Source organism: Shigella flexneri 2a str. 301 (genome assembly GCF_000006925.2).
GTDB lineage: Bacteria > Pseudomonadota > Gammaproteobacteria > Enterobacterales > Enterobacteriaceae > ECMA0423.
In genome coordinates, this window is the sequence record NC_004337.2 from 1,734,541 (window position 1) to 1,751,664 (window position 17,124).

Consider the following 17,124-nt stretch of genomic DNA (forward strand, 5'->3'; position numbering starts at 1 on the left):
AAAACTTTTAAACTTACTGGAATCTTCGAGGGTAATATTTCCTGTCGTGAGATTGACTCTTAATATATTACCTGTCCAACCGTTAGCCATGATTTTTTCCTTTGCAAGATTCACACAGTAATATCTTTCCACTCGATAATTTTTAACGCCCCTGTTGGGCAGGCGTTTGCGCATTCACCGCATAACACACATTTCGAGGATTTTTTACTTTCGGTATTTACGGTGGCCATCATCCACGGGCATGCCGTAGTACAGGCGCTACAGCCAATACAACGTTTATGATCGACGGTAATACAGCCTTCTTTCTGCTGCCAGGTAATCGCACCAATCGGGCAGACGTTCATGCATTGCGGCTCTTTGCATTGACGGCAGGTGTCCGCGGTATAGTTGAGATCGCCATACAGGCCGCCGCCAGAGCCAACCCCGTTGTCGCCAAAGAAATAATTGCGATGGATTTTGATACGGGAGAAGAATGTCCCTACTGAGCCATCGTTGAAGTTGGTACAAGAGATTTCACAGCGGTGGCAACCCGTGCATCGCGCTCGCTGGGTCACCAGCACCCCTTTGGGTGTATTTATCAACCCTACTGTGCCGCTATCAATATCTTCCTGTTTGCAACCCAAAAGTGACAGTAACGCAGGGGCAATTGTTAGACCAGCAAGGCCTTTTCCTGATATACGCAAGAATTCTAATCGCGTTAAGCCAATATCTAATAGTGGACGATCAACCGGGTTCATTTATTTCGCATCCTCTTCGCAAACACAGTGCTGACAATTCAGCAGCCTGATATTAAGCATTCAACTAATACGCTGCTGACTCTGTCCCCAACACCAGATATTTTCCCTAACCCGATAGTGTATGAGAAAAGATTTAACGCCGATAAACTAATCCTTTATGGTTAGGAGAAAAAATAATGTGATTATTCTGAGCCCTTAACATTGATCGTTATCAATTAAAATTACAAAGCAAGAAATTATAAGCGAACTGATATTTATTATCATTTGAAATAAATTTAACTTAAGCGACAATCATTTGTGACGTTCATTGCAGAAAATAAAAATAACATTATCGCTATAAATTAAAATACATACCGAAATTCGTATAATTTCAGCAGTTGTTATTTAGAATGATTAACTGGACCGCAACTGAAGCAAGAATATCAGGATGAAGCTTACCGCCTCATCCTGAATGGTCATTTTACCAGTGCGTTAATGACGGTTTCCATCGCCTGCTTTTCCAGCTCACTGCGCTGAATGCGTTTATTGGCTAATGCTGTACGTAATACGCCTGCGATAACAATATGCTTTGGTTCCTGCCCCAGATCGCGCATTTCCAGCACAACTTTACCGACAACTCTGCACATTTCTCGGTACAGTTCATCCTCTTTTGTCCGATTTCCCATTCTTTATACCTATTTATCATGCCAACTATCAGGTAATGCTGCCAACTTACTGATTTAGTGTATGATGGTGATTTTAAGGTGCTTGCGTGGCTTCCATTTCCATCAGATGTCCTTCCTGCTCCGCTACTGAAGGCGTGGTGCGTAACGGCAAAAGCACTGCCGGACATCAGCGCTATCTCTGCTCTCATTGCCGTAAAACATGGCAACTACAGTTCACTTACACCGCCTCTCAGCCCGGTACGCACCAGAAAATCATTGATATGGCCATGAATGGCGTCGGATGTCGCGCCAGTGCACGCATTATGGGCGTTGGCCTCAACACGGTTTTACGTCACTTAAAAAACTCAGGCCGCAGTCGGTAACCTCGCGCATACAACCGGGCAGTGATGTGATTGTCTGCGCTGAAATGGACGAACATTGGGGCTACGTCGGTGCTAAATCACGTCAGCGCTGGCTGTTTTACGCGTATGACAGGATACGGAGGACGGTTGTGGCGCACGTCTTCGGTGAACGCACTCTGGCCACACTGGAGCGTCTTCTGAGCCTGCTGTCGGCCTTTGAGGTCGTGGTATGGATGACGGATGGCTGTCCGCTGTATGAATCACGCCTGAAGGGAAAGCTGCACGTTATCAGCAAGCGTTACACTCAGCGCATTGAGCGACATAATCTGAATCTGAGACAACATCTGGCAAGGCTGGTACGGAAGTCACTGTCGTTCTCAAAATCGGTGGAGCTGCATGACAAGGTCATCGGGCATTATCTGAACATAAAACACTATCAGTAAGTTGGAGTCATTACCAACTATCAGCATATATCAATCTAACCAATTAAACAAAAATCAAACAAAATCAGACAAATAACGCGATAAATTATTTTAACTGTAGCAATTGAGCGATGATATATTTATACACCGGATGAACTTTCACTTATCCTCACACTGACAACTTCGGCACCAGACGTTGCGCAAACAGCGAAGTTTTTGCGTAACCTTTTCCCTGGAACGTTAAATCTTTGATAACAATTTATTGTCTAACAAGTTGTATATTTTTTGAAACGCTGTTTTTGTTTTCCTTTTGGATTAATTTCAGCGTATAATGCGCGCCAATTGACTCTTGAATGGTTTCAGCACTTTGGACTGTAGAACTCAACGACTCAAAAACAGACACTCACGTTGGGCTGAGACACAAGCACACATTCCTCTGCACGCTTTTTCGATGTCACCTATCCTTAGAGCGAGGCACCACCACTTTCGTAATACCGGATTCGCTTTCCGGCAGTGCGCCCAGAAAGCAAGTTTCTCCCATCCTTCTCAACTTAAAGACTAAGACTGTCATGAAAAAGACCAAAATTGTTTGCACCATCGGACCGAAAACCGAATCTGAAGAGATGTTAGCTAAAATGCTGGACGCTGGCATGAACGTTATGCGTCTGAACTTCTCTCATGGTGACTATGCAGAACACGGTCAGCGCATTCAGAATCTGCGCAACGTGATGAGCAAAACTGGTAAAACCGCCGCTATCCTGCTTGATACCAAAGGTCCGGAAATCCGCACCATGAAACTGGAAGGCGGTAACGATGTTTCTCTGAAAGCTGGTCAGACCTTTACTTTCACCACTGATAAATCTGTTATCGGCAACAGCGAAATGGTTGCGGTAACGTATGAAGGTTTCACTACTGACCTGTCTGTTGGCAACACCGTACTGGTTGACGATGGTCTGATCGGTATGGAAGTTACCGCCATTGAAGGTAACAAAGTTATCTGTAAAGTGCTGAACAACGGTGACCTGGGCGAAAACAAAGGTGTGAACCTGCCTGGCGTTTCCATTGCTCTGCCAGCACTGGCTGAAAAAGACAAACAGGACCTGATCTTTGGTTGCGAAAAAGGCGTAGACTTTGTTGCTGCTTCCTTTATTCGTAAGCGTTCTGACGTTATCGAAATCCGTGAGCACCTGAAAGCGCACGGCGGCGAAAACATCCACATCATCTCCAAAATCGAAAACCAGGAAGGCCTCAACAACTTCGACGAAATCCTCGAAGCCTCTGACGGCATCATGGTTGCGCGTGGCGACCTGGGTGTAGAAATCCCGGTAGAAGAAGTTATCTTCGCCCAGAAGATGATGATCGAAAAATGTATCCGTGCACGTAAAGTCGTTATCACTGCGACCCAGATGCTGGATTCCATGATCAAAAACCCACGCCCGACTCGCGCAGAAGCCGGTGACGTTGCAAACGCCATCCTCGACGGTACTGACGCAGTGATGCTGTCTGGTGAATCCGCAAAAGGTAAATACCCGCTGGAAGCGGTTTCTATCATGGCGACCATCTGCGAACGTACCGACCGCGTGATGAACAGCCGTCTCGAGTTCAACAATGACAACCGTAAACTGCGCATCACCGAAGCGGTATGCCGTGGTGCCGTTGAAACTGCTGAAAAACTGGATGCTCCGCTGATCGTGGTTGCTACCCAGGGCGGTAAATCTGCTCGCGCAGTACGTAAATACTTCCCGGATGCCACCATCCTGGCACTGACCACCAACGAAAAAACGGCTCATCAGTTGGTACTGAGCAAAGGCGTTGTGCCGCAGCTGGTTAAAGAGATCACTTCTACTGATGATTTCTACCGTCTGGGTAAAGAACTGGCTCTGCAGAGCGGTCTGGCACACAAAGGTGACGTCGTAGTTATGGTTTCTGGTGCACTGGTACCGAGCGGCACTACTAACACCGCATCTGTTCACGTCCTGTAATATTGCTTTTGTGAATTAATTTGTATATCGAAGCGCCCCTGATGGGCGCTTTTTTTATTTAATCGATAACCAGAAGCAATAAAAAATCAAATCGGATTTCACTATATAATCTCACTTTATTTAAGATGAATCCGATGGAAGCATCCTGTTTTCTCTCAATTTTTTTATCTAAAACCCAGCGTTCGATGCTTCTTTGAGCGAACGATCAAAAATAAGTGCCTTCCCATCAAAAAAATATTCTCAACATAAAAAACTTTGTGTAATACTTGTAACGCTACATGGAGATTAACTCAATCTAGAGGGTATTAATAATGAAAGCTACTAAACTGGTACTGGGCGCGGTAATCCTGGGTTCTACTCTGCTGGCAGGTTGCTCCAGCAACGCTAAAATCGATCAGCTGTCTTCTGACGTTCAGACTCTGAACGCTAAAGTTGACCAGCTGAGCAACGACGTGAACGCAATGCGTTCCGACGTTCAGGCTGCTAAAGATGACGCAGCTCGTGCTAACCAGCGTCTGGACAACATGGCTACTAAATACCGCAAGTAATAGTACCTGTGAAGTGAAAAATGGCGCACATTGTGCGCCATTTTTTTGTCTGCTATTTACCACTACTGCGTCGCGCGTAACATATTCCCTTGCTCTGGTTCACCATTCTGCGCTGACTCTACTGAAGGCGCATTGCTGGCTGCGGGAGTTGCTCCACTGCTCACCGAAACCGGATACCCTGCCCGACGATACAACGCTTTATCGACTAACTTCTGATCTACAGCCTTATTGTCTTTAAATTGCGTAAAGCCTGCTGGCAGTGTGTATGGCATTGTCTGAACGTTTTGCTGTTCTTCTGCTGATAGTGGTCGATGTACTTCAACATAACGCATCCCGTTAGGTTCCACGGAATATTTCACCGGTTCGTTGATCACTTTCACCGGCGTTCCCGTCCGCACGCTGGAGAACAAGGCTTTAATATCCGGTGCATTCATGCGAATACACCCTGAACTGACGCGCAAACCAACGCTGTCCGGCGCACTGGTGCCATGAATGAGGTATTCGCCATTACCATGCGCGAGGCGCAGTGCGTAACGTCCTAGCGGGTTATTTGGTCCGGCAGGAACGACTGGCGGTAATTTAATGCCACGCTCCAGCGAACGCTGACGAATGCCTGCCGTAGGCGTCCAGGTTGGGTTAGGGATTTTCTGCCCAACACGCGTTTCCATCACCGGCGTTTCCAGCCCCTGCAATCCAATACCTATTGGATAAACCTGCACAATATTTTCTCCCGGCGGATAATAATAAAGGCGCAGCTCTGCAAGGTTAACGATAATCCCCTGACGCGGTGCATCAGGTAATAACAGTTGTGAAGGAATAGTTATCGTCGTACCAGGTTTTGGCACCGGGGCGATAGTGTTATTGGCTTCAAGGATCAACATTGCTGCAGTATCAAAACGTCGGGCAATAGCCTGAAGGTTTTTATCCCCTTCTTGCACCGTATACGTTTGATTTTGCCCAACCAGTCGGCTTCCGGTTGGTGGTAGCGGATAATCAACCGCCCAGGCAGCCTGGATGGCGCTAAAAGCGCCGATAAGCGTGAGTGTAAGCAAAGACGCGCGTTTCATTGTAAACCTCCTGTATTTGCCGGAGACTCACGCTGAAACGTCGGATGGTGCTTATGTTCACCTGAAACCAAAACACTCCTGTGCCGGTCAGTGTAAACATTGACCATCCGGCAATGTGAGCCAACCGGATGAAAGCTGTCCCTTTAGTTTAGCTAAGTGCAGCGGCTTTGGCGCGAATTGCGCGAATCATCGCTTCCAGACCTTGTGAACGAGATGGGGTGAGATGTTGGGTGAGCGCCATTTTTTCAAACCACGGACGCACATCGAAATTGACAATATCCTGCGGCGTCATCTGATCGTAGAGAATAAAGACGACCGCAATAAGCCCTTTCACAATCGCCGCATCGCTGTCGCCCTGCAATTCAATAATTCCCTGCGCATTCTGGCGCATGACAATCCACACCTGACTCTGGCAGCCCTGAATGCTATTTTGTGGGCTTCCGTCTTCGGCGCGTAATTCTGGCAGACGCTGGCCCAGCTCAATAATGTAGAGATATTTCTCTTCCCAGTTGGCGCAGCGTAAAAAATTACGCAGCAATTTTTCTTTATCCGGCAATAAAGCCATAGTGCCTCCCTGTTATCCCAGCAGACGGTGAATACGTTGCAGGCCGGTCACCAGACGCTCCACTTCTTCATGGGTGTTATACATGGCCAGCGACGCCCGACACATCGCAGGGACGTTGTAATAGGCCATTAATGGCATAGCGCAGTGATGTCCGGTACGCACAGCAATGCCGTAATTATCGAGAAAACTGCCAACATCATAGGCGTGGTGTTTACCGAGATTAAAAGCAATAACGCCAAGCCTGTTTTGTTGGCCATAGAGAGTGAGATCCGGTACAGATTCCAGCTGTGATAGCGCATAATGCATCAGATTCTGTTCATACTCGGCTATGCTATTAAGCCCCAGCGCCGAAACATACTCCAGCGCCGCGCCAAGACCAATGATGCCCCCGGTATTGGGTGTACCGGCTTCAAACCGCCATGGTGCTTTGGTCCAGGTAGTGCCTTCACTCAGGCTGACGGTGGCGATCATAGAACCGCCCCCTTCCCACGGCGGCATCTCCTGCAACAAGGCTTCTTTCACATAAAGAATGCCAATTCCGGTGGGGCCATACAGTTTATGCCCGGAGAACACGTAAAAGTCGCAATCCAGCGCCTGAACATCCACCGGATGATGCATCACCGCCTGAGCGCCATCCACCAGCACTTTTGCGCCATGCTGGTGCGCAAGCGTGATCATTTCCGCCAGTGGATTTTCTGTGCCAAGCACGTTGGAGACATGAGTAATTGCCAGCAGGCGAGTTTTCTCATCAAACAGCGTAGGCAGCGTCTCCAGTTGCAGCGTACCGTCGGGGTTGAGAGGGATCACACGCAGCTCTGCGCCAACGCGTGCGCAAAGCACTGATGAATCCCCTAATGATTTTTATCAAAATCATTAAGTTAAGGTAGATACACATCTTGTCATATGATCAAATGGTTTCGCCAAAAATCAATAATCAGACAACAAAATGTGCGAACTCGATATTTTACACGACTCTCTTTACCAATTCTGCCCCGAATTACACTTAAAACGACTCAACAGCTTAACGTTGGCTTGCCACGCCTTACTTGACTGTAAAACTCTCACTCTTACCGAACTTGGCCGTAACCTGCCAACCAAAGCGAGAACAAAACATAACATCAAACGAATCGACCGATTGTTAGGTAATCGTCACCTCCACAAAGAGCGACTCGCTGTATACCGTTGGCATGCTAGCTTTATCTGTTCGGGCAATACGATGCCCATTGTACTTGTTGACTGGTCTGATATCCGTGAGCAAAAACGGCTTATGGTATTGCGAGCTTCAGTCGCACTACACGGTCGATCTGTTACTCTTTATGAGAAAGCGTTCCCGCTTTCAGAGCAATGTTCAAAGAAAGCTCATGACCAATTTCTAGCCGACCTTGCGAGCATTCTACCGAGTAACACCACACCGCTCATTGTCAGTGATGCTGGCTTTAAAGTGCCATGGTATAAATCCGTTGAGAAGCTGGGTTGGTACTGGTTAAGTCGAGTAAGAGGAAAAGTACAATATGCAGACCTAGGAGCGGAAAACTGGAAACCTATCAGCAACTTACATGATATGTCATCTAGTCACTCAAAGACTTTAGGCTATAAGAGGCTGACTAAAAGCAATCCAATCTCATGCCAAATTCTATTGTATAAATCTCGCTCTAAAGGCCGAAAAAATCAGCGCTCGACACGGACTCATTGTCACCACCCGTCACCTAAAATCTACTCAGCGTCGGCAAAGGAGCCATGGATTCTAGCAACTAACTTACCTGTTGAAATTCGAACACCCAAACAACTTGTTAATATCTATTCGAAGCGAATGCAGATTGAAGAAACCTTCCGAGACTTGAAAAGTCCTGCCTACGGACTAGGCCTACGCCATAGCCGAACGAGCAGCTCAGAGCGTTTTGATATCATGCTGCTAATCGCCCTGATGCTTCAACTAACATGTTGGCTTGCGGGCGTTCATGCTCAGAAACAAGGTTGGGACAAGCACTTCCAGGCTAACACAGTCAGAAATCGAAACGTACTCTCAACAGTTCGCTTAGGCATGGAAGTTTTGCGGCATTCTGGCTACACAATAACAAGGGAAGACTCACTCGTGGCTGCAACCCTGCTTACTCAAAATCTATTCACACATGGTTACGTTTTGGGGAAATTATGAGGGGATCTCTCAGCGCAAAGCATCTGCCAGGGGACAATGTTAGCGTGGTGCTCCATCTGACTGATGATGATGTTATCGCCCGCCCGCACATTGCTGTTGCCCCAGCTATTGGCGACCAGATTGATCCCTTCCGTCGTGCCGCGGACAAACACCAGCTCTTCCGCCGAACGGGCATTAATAAACAGCGATGCCCGCTTGCGCACGTTCTCCATTTTCTCGGTCGCCTGGGCGCTTAAGGTATGAATACCGCGATGCACCGCCGCGTAGCCATGACGATAAAACTCGGCCTCGGCGTCAATCACCTGGCTCGGTTTCTGTGCACTGGCGGCGCTGTCGAGATAAGCCAGCGGCAAACCGTTTACCTCACGCGAAAGCACCGGAAAGTCGGCCCGCACTTTGTCGACGGAAAAAGTCATCTTGCACCTCCTGGCAGCCGTTGACCGATTCGGGCCAGCACCTGCTGTTTAAGCCCCTCATCACGCAGTGCTTCCGTCAGTTCGGCAGCAAAGGCGTAAATGATCATCTGCTGGGCATCCTGCTGATTGATCCCGCGCGAGCGCAGATAGAACATCTGTTCATCATCAATACGCCCCACCGTCGCGCCGTGGCTGCATTTCACATCATCTGCATAGATTTCCAGCTGCGGTTTTGTATCCACTTCCGCCAGTTTGCCCATCAGCAGATTATTGTTGGTCATCTGACCATCCGTTTTGATGGCGTGCTGCGCGACGTTGATCAAACCGTTAAATACCGCGCGGCCTTTGTCGCTGACGATAGTTTTGTGCAACTGTCGGCTGTTACAAAAACCTTTATTGTGTTCCAGCCAGGTACGGGTATCACACACCTCGTTTTTCACCGGCATCGCCAGGCTATTGATCCGCAGCGTGCTGTTTTCGCCATTGAGTTGCGTACTGGTGTTGTGTCGTAACACTGCGCCACCCAGCAGGAAACTATGGCTAAATGCGGTGGCATCGTCAGCCAGCAACAAATCGTTATGGGCAAAGTGGTGACTGACCGGGTTTTCAAACGCCAGCTTGATATGCTGCAAGTGGGCGTTCGCTGCGACATTGATAGTGAACCGTGCCCCGGTAAAATGACGAGCATCATTAAGGCTGACAAAATGTTCGATCACCGTTGCTTCGGCACCTTCCGCCAGATCCAGATGATGCCGGTAATGGGCAGTGTTCACCTCTTCACCTGCCACGCCCTGGGTGATATGCATTAACAGCAATGGCTTTGCCGGCCGTTGACCGCGCTTCACGGCGATATGCGTCACGCTTTGTGCCAGGCTTTCCGTCAAATGCAGAAACACTTCCGCCTGAATAGCGTCGGGTAACCCCTGACGGTCGTCGTTAATGCTCACTTCATATCCGCTGCCTTCAATTGCATCGCTCAGCGCGGGCACGTAACGTCCATCGACAAACACCAGCCGCACGGCGTCTAACGTTAACGCTAAGGCATCACGCTGCTGTGGGGATATATCTCCCGCAATGCTGACAAACTGACTATTGGTCAGCCCTTCCAGCGGCGTATATTTCCAGTTTTCATGTTTACGTGTCGGCAGTCCGGTACGCAGCAATTGTTGTAAATGCTGCTGTGCTTGCGGTGAGCGTTTTGTCCCTTCAGCTTCAAACAAGTGATGCCACTGTTGCAGCGCATTACTGCTGTTCGGTAAGCCAGCCATAACCCTGCTCCTCCAGTTGTTTGACCAACGTGAAATCGCCGGATTTCACAATTCGTCCCTGATATAGCACATGAACGTAATCAGGCTTGATGTAGTCGAGAATGCGTTGGTAGTGCGTAACAATGATGAATGAGCGCTTGCCATCACGCAGCGAGTTCACGCCATCGGCGACCACTTTTAATGCGTCAATATCCAGCCCGGTGTCCGACTCATCAAGAATGCATAACTCCGGTTCCAGCACCGCCATTTGCAAAATATCGTTGCGCTTTTTCTCGCCGCCGGAAAAACCAACGTTTACCGAACGGGTTAATAAATCTTCCGGCATCTTCAGGAGAGCGATTTTCTCTTCCATCAAATCCTGAAAATCAAAGCGGTCGAGCGTTTCCTGGCCGCGATAGCTGCGCACTGCATTAAGTGCCGTTTGCAGGAAAAACTGGTTACTGACGCCTGGAATCTCCACCGGATACTGGAAGGCCATAAAGATGCCTTCGCCTGCACGATCTTCCGGCGACAGTGCAAGCAAATCTTTGCCTTTGAACTCAACCGTGCCGCCCGTCACTTCATAATCTTCGCGCCCGGCAAGCGTTGCCGATAAGGTACTTTTGCCCGAACCGTTTGGCCCCATAATGGCGTGAACTTCGCCGGGACGAACGTCGAGGCTTAATCCACGCAGGATAGCTTTATCTTCCACGCTGACGTGTAAATCTTTAATACTTAACATGTTTATTCCTTATCCGACGCTGTGTTCAAGACTGATGGCGAGGAGTTTTTGTGCTTCAACGGCAAATTCCAGCGGCAGTTCTGAGAACACGTCTTTGCAGAAACCGTTAACAATCATCGAGATGGCGTCTTCTTCGCTGATCCCGCGTTGCAGGCAGTAAAACAGTTGATCTTCACCAATACGTGATGTCGTTGCCTCGTGCTCCAGTTGTGCGCTGTTATTGCGACATTCGACATACGGGAAGGTATGCGCCCCACAATTAGCGCCAATCAGCATTGAGTCGCACTGAGTGAAATTGCGCGCATTGGTTGCCGTCGGCATGATTTTCACTAAGCCGCGATAACTGTTCTGACTATGTCCGGCAGAGATCCCTTTCGAGATAATGGTCGATTTGGTGTTTTTACCGATGTGGATCATCTTGGTGCCGGTATCCGCTTGCTGATGACCGCTGGTCAGCGCCACTGAGTAAAACTCACCAATGGAGTTATCGCCGCGCAAAATGCAGCTGGGATATTTCCACGTAATCGCTGACCCGGTTTCTGATTGCGTCCATGACATTTTGCTGTTTTCGCCTTCGCACAAAGCACGCTTGGTGACGAAGTTGAGAATACCGCCGGTGTTGTTATCGCCAGGGAACCAGTTTTGTACCGTGGAATATTTCACCTCGGCGTTTTTATGGATGATGACTTCCACCACTGCCGCGTGCAACTGATAGCTGTCACGCACCGGAGCGGAACAGCCTTCAATGTAGCTGACGTAGCTGTCTTCGTCGGCCACCAGAATTGTGCGCTCAAACTGCCCGGTTTTTTCCGCGTTAATGCGAAAATAGGTGGAAAGTTCCATCGGGCAGCGCACGCCTTTAGGCACATAAATAAACGTACCGTCAGAGGCTACCGCCGCATTAAGTGCTGCAAAGAAGTTGTCATTCCCCGGCACCACGGTGCCGAGATATTTACGCACCAGTTCCGTGTGATCGTGGATCGCCTCACCAAAGGAACAGAAAATAATTCCCTGCTCCGCCAGTTTTTCGCGATAAGTGGTGGCAACCGAAACAGAGTCGAAAATGGCATCCACCGCCACCTCTTTGCCTTCCCGCACGGGAACGCCCAACTGCTCAAACGCCGCCTCCACCTCTTTACTTAAAAAGGCGTTCGCGCCAGTTTGCTGCACCGCGCCAGGTTCAGACGCGCAAGTGTCGTCACAATTACCGCACGATGGTGCTGAGTAGTAGCTGTAATCCTGATAATTCAGCTTGTCGTAGTGCGCTTTCAACCAGTGCGGTTCTTCCATCTCCAGCCATGCGCGATAGGCGTTTAGACGAAACTCCAGCATCCACTCCGGCTCATTACGCTTCGCCGAAATTGCGCGCACCACCTCTTCGTTTATCCCCTTTGCCAGCTCATCGGTGGCTAACTGGGTGAAGAATCCTTCTTTATAGTTCAGCGGGCCGCCGGTCCAGGTTTTGACATCGTCAGTTGCTTCAGTATTACGAGACATAGTACCGCCTATACCCTAAAGCTTTCGCCACAGCCACATTCATTCTGGGCTTTAGGGTTGTGAAATTTGAATATCTGATTAAGTCCTTCACGAACGAAATCGACTTCCGTGCCATCAATAAACGGCATCGATTGCAGCGGGACAAACAGCTTCGCGCCGTCGTGTTCAAACAGCAGATCGTCTTTGTCCGGCTCGCTAACACTGTCGAGCACATAGCCAAAGCCCGCGCAGCCCGTTTGCTTCACACCTAAGCGCACGCCGACCATACCTGGCTGCTTTGCCACCAGCTCGCGGATGTGTATCGCCGCTGCGGGTGTCAGCGTTAAGCCTTGCCAGGCGAAATCCTGTGGGTTAAAGGTTCCTGAATGCATGTCCATCTATTTACCTCACTTCATCGCTTTCAGCGTATAACAGCATGTTAGTGATAATGATTATCAGTTCAACCCAGCAAACGCAGGGGCTTTACCGTAAAACATTCTTTTTGCCTGCTTTTAATAAGCATAGCCCCTGATGTGTGGGTTAACAGGCACGCTAAGAATTAGGTATCTCATTGTTAGATAATGGTTATTATCTAAGGAGCATTAAGGCTGTGATGAAAAAGAAAAAGTTGTATTGAAAATGACTATTTAAGAGATAGGTAAAAAAGTGCAGCGTTCAGAAATAAGAAAACCCTTAAGTCTGTGCGACACAGGCTTAAGGGTTTCTACCCCATCCGGCGCTTATCTCCGGCACTCTCAGTGGCTTAGCTCTTGAAGGGGCGATAAGAATAATCTCATAAAGCTAACCCGCCGTTTTAACACAAACTGCGATTAGTATTATTTTTGAACAATATCAGGCGGTAGATAAGCAGTATTAAGAAGGTCATCGAACCTGGACGGAGGTTAATCCAGGTCGATTTGGCGAACTTGCGGCATTAAGTCAGGATCAATGCACGCCCAGACGCCAGGCAAAGTAGATTTCTTCTTTTAATTCAGCAGAAGAGAGAGTAAGCAGGTCAGCAAATTCAAGTTCTAGTTGTTTCAGACGTTTGAGATATTGGGCAGGTGAAAGATTGCTCTGGTCACGGCGTAAAAATTCAATGGCCAGCTGGGTGGGATCAAGTTGAGTAGACATAGCATCCTCGCTTTTAGACAAGACCTGCACAGTATACCACCGTTTACTGTGCAGATAATGACCAAAAGCAATATGCGTCACACTTTTCTGGTGACAACGTCACAAAATGGCGGTCGTCAATCGTGACGAACAGCACAAACGCCCTTTCTCATCGAAGATTTCAATCTGCCAGACCTGGTGACGCGAACCGAGATGCAACGGTTTACATATGCCGCGCACCCGCCCTTCTCGTGCCGAGCGGACGTGATTAGCATTGATTTCCAGACCAACCACTTTTTGCTCACCTTCGGTACATAAATAACCGGCAACGGAACCGATACTTTCGGCCAGTACCACGGATGCTCCTCCATGCAGCAACCCGAAAGGCTGCTTTGTCCGCGAGTCTACTGGCATTGTCGCTTCAAGGGTGTCATCACCAATATGTTCAAAGCGAATATCCAGGAACCCCACCATGTTTCCTTCACCCATAGCATTCAGTGCTTCCAGGGTGATTTTCCGTTTCCATATCATTTAATAATCTCCAGTAAAGCCTGCACAGGATGGCGTACCCCCGTGCCTTCAACCCGTTTTACCTGGCTACGGCAGGAATATCCGGTCGCCAGACAGCGGTTACGCGGCAGTCGCTGCATAGCCTGATGCCAGGATAACTCATAGATCCCGAGCGAATTTTCATGGTTTTTCGCTTCATGTCCGTAAGTCCCTGCCATGCCGCAGCAACCCACGCTGACATTTTCCAGTTTCGCGCCAAAACGGGCAAATATCGCGGCCCATTGTGCTGGCGCGCCCGGCAAAGCGGTAACCTCGGTACAGTGACCAAAGAAATACCATGATTCACCGCTGACTGTAGCCACTGGATGTGACTCAAGTGCGCTTGCCAGCCATTCATTCGCAAGTAAGACGTTAAACTCGCCACGTTCCTCGCCCAGCGCCAGTTTATATTCATCGCGATAACAAAGTACCAGCGCCGGATCGACGCCCACCATTGGCATCCCAAGCTTAGCCATACGGTTGAGGAAATCCGCCGTCTTTTTCGCCGTCTTCGCAAAACGATTAAGAAAGCCTTTGATATGCTGGGCTTTGCCATTTGGCGAAAATGGCAGTAACACAGGCTGGAAACCTAATTTTTCAACCAGACGGACAAAATCCGCCACCACTTGCGCATCGTAATAGCTGGTAAAGGGGTCCTGCACCACCAACACCGTGCGCGCTTTCTGCTCTGCATTGAGAGCTTCAAGCTGTTCCAGCGTCATGTTTGCCGAGCGATGCCCCACCATTTGTTGTTGTAGCGAGGGGACCGACAGCAGTGGCAAATCAACCATGCCGATATGTTTTTCCGAGAGTTTGCGCACCAGCGGCTGGTTAATGAAGAAGTTAAAGGTTTTCGGCGCGCGTGCCATCAGCGGTGCGTAGCTCTCGACCGTAGCAACGAGGTGGTCGCGAAGCGGGCGTAAATAACGGGTGTGATAGAGCTGCAGAAAACGAGAGCGAAACTCCGGCACATCAATTTTGATGGGGCACTGGGTCGAACAAGCTTTACAGGCCAGACAGCCCGACATCGCCTCTTTGACTTCGTGTGAGAAGTCATATTCGCCTTTATTCGCATGCCAGCTATTGCGCGTGCGGGCAATTAACGTCCGCAAACTGACGCCGGATTCAGGCAGTTCTTGTTCCAGTTTGAGTGGGTCAACGCCGCGATCCGCCAACAAGCGCAGCCATTCACGCACCAGCGTTGCGCGCCCTTTCGGTGAATGAATCCGGTTCTGGGTGATCTTCATCGACGGACACATCGGACTACGGGCATCAAAGTTGAAGCATAAACCGTTGCCGTTACACTCCATCGCACCGCGCCACTGCTGGCGTACCGCAATGGGGATCTGCCGATCGAATGTACCGCGCTTCACCGCGTCCACTTTCATCATCGGCGCATCGAGACCTTCTGGCGGGCAAATCTTCCCTGGGTTGAGTCGGTTATGCGGGTCAAATGCCGCTTTCACTTTGCGCAGTTCTGCAAAAAGTTCCTCACCGAAAAACGCCGGGCTGTATTCAGCGCGAAAACCTTTGCCGTGCTCGCCCCACAACAAACCACCGTATTTCGCAGTCAGCGCCACCACGTCATCAGAGATTTGCTTCATCAAAATCTCTTGTTGCGGATCGCACATATCCAGTGCCGGACGGACGTGCAAGACACCTGCGTCGACGTGACCGAACATACCGTAGCTTAAGCCGTGGCTGTCGAGCAGCGCGCGAAATTCAGCAATATAATCGGCCAGATGTTCCGGCGGTACGCAGGTATCCTCAGCAAACGGAATTGGCTTAGCGGCACCTTTGGCATTGCCAAGCAGACCAACGGCTTTTTTGCGCATCGCATAGATACGTTCAACCCCCGCCAGCTCGCGGCACACCTGCCAGCCAATCACACCTGCCTGTTGGCTGGCAATCAGCTCATCAAGCCGCACACAGAGTGCATTAACTCGCTCGTCAATCAGCGCCTCATCATCACCAGCAAATTCCACAATGTTCAGTCCGAGCATCTCTTTGTCAGGCATATCGGTAATCAACTCGCTGACGGAATGCCAGACAATATCTTCCCGCGCCAGATTCAGCACTTTTGAGTCCACCGTCTCTACCGAAAGCGCCCGCGCCTCAACCATAAACGGCGCGTTACGCAGCGCAGAGTCAAAAGAGTCATATTTGACATTCACCAGACGGCGCACTTTAGGCAAGCGCGTAATATCCAGCCGCGCTTCGGTAATAAAGGCCAGCGTCCCTTCTGAACCCGTCAGAATGCGCGTCAGGTCGAACTCGGTCATCTCATCGTTAAAGACATGACGCAGATCGTAACCGGTAAGAAAGCGGTTAAGTTTGGGGAAGTTGTCGATGATTAACTGGCGTTGCTGACGGCAACGTTGATAAACCGTGTTATAAATTCGCCCGATTGTGGTATTGGATTTACCCAGCGTTTCCGCCAGCTCGACGGGTAAAGGTTGCGTATCGAGAATATCGCCCCCCAACAACACCGCGCGTACGCCAAGTACGTGATCTGACGTTTTGCCATAGACCAGCGATCCCTGACCGGATGCATCGGTATTGATCATCCCACCGAGCGTTGCCCGGTTGCTGGTCGAAAGTTCCGGCGCAAAAAAGTAGCCGAACGGTTTCAGGTACTGATTGAGTTGGTCTTTTATCACCCCGGCCTCAACGCGCACCCAGCCCTCTTCAGGGTTAATTTCGATGATGCGGTTCATATGGCGGGACATATCAACAATAATCCCCTGGTTGAGCGCCTGACCGTTAGTGCCGGTGCCGCCGCCGCGGGGGGTAAAGATCAGCGATGAATAGCGTTCCTGCGCGGCAAGACGGGCGATCAGCGCCACATCTGCGGTTGAACGCGGAAATACCACCGCATCGGGGAGAAGTTGGTAAATACTGTTGTCGGTCGACATTGTCAGACGATCGGCATAACTTGTCGCCGCATCGCCGGTAAAACCTTGTTGCTCCAGCTCTTGCAAAAAATTAAGCACCAGTTGAACGACGCCGGGTGCCAGGGAAATCTGTGGAATCATTATATTGACCCTTTCCTGCGGTCTGTGATGTAGGTCGATACACTATTCTTTCAGGCGGCTGCAA

Annotated in this window: 15 protein-coding genes, 1 pseudogene and 3 other annotated features; of the genes and pseudogenes, 4 read left to right on the plus strand and 12 right to left on the minus strand. The window is 49.5% G+C overall.

What is annotated here, in order from left to right; all coding sequences use genetic code 11:
• Positions 1-110: 110 nt before the first annotated feature.
• Positions 111-737 carry a hypothetical protein gene (locus SF1702; protein NP_707572.1) on the minus strand — a complete coding sequence of 209 codons (627 nt, stop codon included), beginning with the start codon at positions 735-737 and terminating at the stop codon, positions 111-113.
• A gap of 455 nt (positions 738-1,192) precedes the next feature.
• Complete coding sequence (locus SF1703) at positions 1,193-1,402, minus strand: hypothetical protein (RefSeq protein NP_707573.1); 210 nt, start codon at positions 1,400-1,402, stop codon at positions 1,193-1,195.
• Positions 1,403-1,433: 31 nt separating this feature from the next.
• Positions 1,434-2,201 (plus strand) — a mobile genetic element.
• Here SF1703 and insB point away from each other — a divergent pair.
• The 3 genes from insB (at position 1,683) to lpp (ending at position 4,695) form a co-directional block, all read left to right on the plus strand.
• Positions 1,683-2,186, plus strand: coding sequence for an insertion element IS1 protein InsB (insB, locus tag SF1704; RefSeq protein NP_707574.1), 504 nt, complete (start codon positions 1,683-1,685; stop codon positions 2,184-2,186). (Overlaps the previous feature by 504 nt.)
• A gap of 533 nt (positions 2,202-2,734) precedes the next feature.
• Positions 2,735-4,147, plus strand: coding sequence for a pyruvate kinase (gene pykF / locus SF1705; protein NP_707575.2), 1,413 nt, complete (start codon positions 2,735-2,737; stop codon positions 4,145-4,147).
• A gap of 311 nt (positions 4,148-4,458) precedes the next feature.
• Positions 4,459-4,695, plus strand: a complete 237-nt coding sequence (lpp, locus tag SF1706; RefSeq protein ID NP_707576.1) for a murein lipoprotein — start codon at positions 4,459-4,461, stop codon at positions 4,693-4,695.
• A gap of 62 nt (positions 4,696-4,757) precedes the next feature.
• Here lpp and ynhG read toward each other — a convergent pair whose 3' ends face one another.
• From ynhG to SF1710, 3 genes and pseudogenes are all read right to left on the minus strand, one after another.
• Positions 4,758-5,762 carry a hypothetical protein gene (ynhG, locus tag SF1707; RefSeq protein ID NP_707577.1) on the minus strand — a complete coding sequence of 335 codons (1,005 nt, stop codon included), beginning with the start codon at positions 5,760-5,762 and terminating at the stop codon, positions 4,758-4,760.
• A 148-nt stretch (positions 5,763-5,910) separates the two neighbouring features.
• On the minus strand, positions 5,911-6,327 hold the full coding sequence (gene ynhA, locus SF1708; protein ID NP_707578.1) for a cysteine desufuration protein SufE: 417 nt from the start codon (positions 6,325-6,327) through the stop codon (positions 5,911-5,913).
• Positions 6,328-6,339: 12 nt separating this feature from the next.
• Positions 6,340-8,898 (minus strand) — a sequence feature (Similar to Escherichia coli K12 conserved hypothetical protein gi: 1787970 (407 aa). BLAST with identity of 98% in 852 aa. This CDS has been disrupted by insertion. The sequence has been checked and is believed to be correct.).
• Positions 6,340-8,898, minus strand: a pseudogene (locus SF1710). Its footprint overlaps the feature before it by 2,559 nt.
• Positions 7,167-8,495: a mobile genetic element, on the plus strand. It overlaps the preceding pseudogene by 1,329 nt.
• A complete protein-coding gene (locus SF1709) occupies positions 7,274-8,482 on the plus strand; it encodes an insertion element iso-IS10R transposase (protein ID NP_707579.1) in 1,209 nt (402 codons plus the stop codon). It overlaps the preceding feature by 1,209 nt. The pseudogene SF1710 and the gene SF1709 overlap by 1,209 nt on opposite strands.
• The 7 genes from ynhC to ydiJ form a co-directional block, all read right to left on the minus strand.
• Positions 8,895-10,166, minus strand: a complete 1,272-nt coding sequence (ynhC, locus tag SF1711; RefSeq protein ID NP_707580.1) for a cysteine desulfurase — start codon at positions 10,164-10,166, stop codon at positions 8,895-8,897.
• On the minus strand, positions 10,141-10,887 hold the full coding sequence (gene sufC / locus SF1712; protein NP_707581.1) for an ABC transporter ATP-binding protein: 747 nt from the start codon (positions 10,885-10,887) through the stop codon (positions 10,141-10,143). The genes ynhC and sufC overlap by 26 nt, the downstream gene beginning before the upstream one ends.
• 9 nt (positions 10,888-10,896) lie before the next feature.
• The gene (ynhE, locus tag SF1713; RefSeq protein ID NP_707582.1) at positions 10,897-12,384 is read right to left on the minus strand and encodes a cysteine desulfurase; all 1,488 of its coding nucleotides are present in this window, start codon (positions 12,382-12,384) and stop codon (positions 10,897-10,899) included.
• Positions 12,385-12,392: 8 nt separating this feature from the next.
• On the minus strand, positions 12,393-12,761 hold the full coding sequence (gene sufA / locus SF1714) for an iron-sulfur cluster assembly scaffold protein (protein ID NP_707583.1): 369 nt from the start codon (positions 12,759-12,761) through the stop codon (positions 12,393-12,395).
• Positions 12,762-13,308: 547 nt separating this feature from the next.
• Positions 13,309-13,578, minus strand: a complete 270-nt coding sequence (locus tag SF1715) for a hypothetical protein (protein NP_707584.1) — start codon at positions 13,576-13,578, stop codon at positions 13,309-13,311.
• An 18-nt stretch (positions 13,579-13,596) separates the two neighbouring features.
• Entirely contained in the window at positions 13,597-14,007 is a 411-nt protein-coding gene (locus SF1716; RefSeq protein NP_707585.1) for an acyl-CoA esterase, read from the minus strand.
• The gene (gene ydiJ / locus SF1717; protein NP_707586.1) at positions 14,004-17,060 is read right to left on the minus strand and encodes an oxidase; all 3,057 of its coding nucleotides are present in this window, start codon (positions 17,058-17,060) and stop codon (positions 14,004-14,006) included. The genes SF1716 and ydiJ overlap by 4 nt, the downstream gene beginning before the upstream one ends.
• Positions 17,061-17,124: the final 64 nt, after the last annotated feature.

Bases quoted from the DNA above. Each gene is read 5' to 3' on its own strand.
- lpp (NP_707576.1), top strand. From the start codon at position 4,459: ATGAAAGCTACTAAACTGGTACTGGGCGCGGTAATCCTGGGTTCTACT.
- pykF (NP_707575.2), top strand. From the start codon at position 2,735: ATGAAAAAGACCAAAATTGTTTGCACCATCGGACCGAAAACCGAATCT.
- SF1702 (NP_707572.1), bottom strand. From the start codon at position 737: ATGAACCCGGTTGATCGTCCACTATTAGATATTGGCTTAACGCGATTA.
- ynhA (NP_707578.1), bottom strand. From the start codon at position 6,327: ATGGCTTTATTGCCGGATAAAGAAAAATTGCTGCGTAATTTTTTACGC.
- SF1716 (NP_707585.1), bottom strand. From the start codon at position 14,007: ATGATATGGAAACGGAAAATCACCCTGGAAGCACTGAATGCTATGGGT.
- SF1703 (NP_707573.1), bottom strand. From the start codon at position 1,402: ATGGGAAATCGGACAAAAGAGGATGAACTGTACCGAGAAATGTGCAGA.
- sufA (NP_707583.1), bottom strand. From the start codon at position 12,761: ATGGACATGCATTCAGGAACCTTTAACCCACAGGATTTCGCCTGGCAA.
- insB (NP_707574.1), top strand. From the start codon at position 1,683: ATGTCGCGCCAGTGCACGCATTATGGGCGTTGGCCTCAACACGGTTTT.
- sufC (NP_707581.1), bottom strand. From the start codon at position 10,887: ATGTTAAGTATTAAAGATTTACACGTCAGCGTGGAAGATAAAGCTATC.
- ydiJ (NP_707586.1), bottom strand. From the start codon at position 17,060: ATGATTCCACAGATTTCCCTGGCACCCGGCGTCGTTCAACTGGTGCTT.
- ynhE (NP_707582.1), bottom strand. From the start codon at position 12,384: ATGTCTCGTAATACTGAAGCAACTGACGATGTCAAAACCTGGACCGGC.
- ynhC (NP_707580.1), bottom strand. From the start codon at position 10,166: ATGGCTGGCTTACCGAACAGCAGTAATGCGCTGCAACAGTGGCATCAC.
- SF1709 (NP_707579.1), top strand. From the start codon at position 7,274: ATGTGCGAACTCGATATTTTACACGACTCTCTTTACCAATTCTGCCCC.
- ynhG (NP_707577.1), bottom strand. From the start codon at position 5,762: ATGAAACGCGCGTCTTTGCTTACACTCACGCTTATCGGCGCTTTTAGC.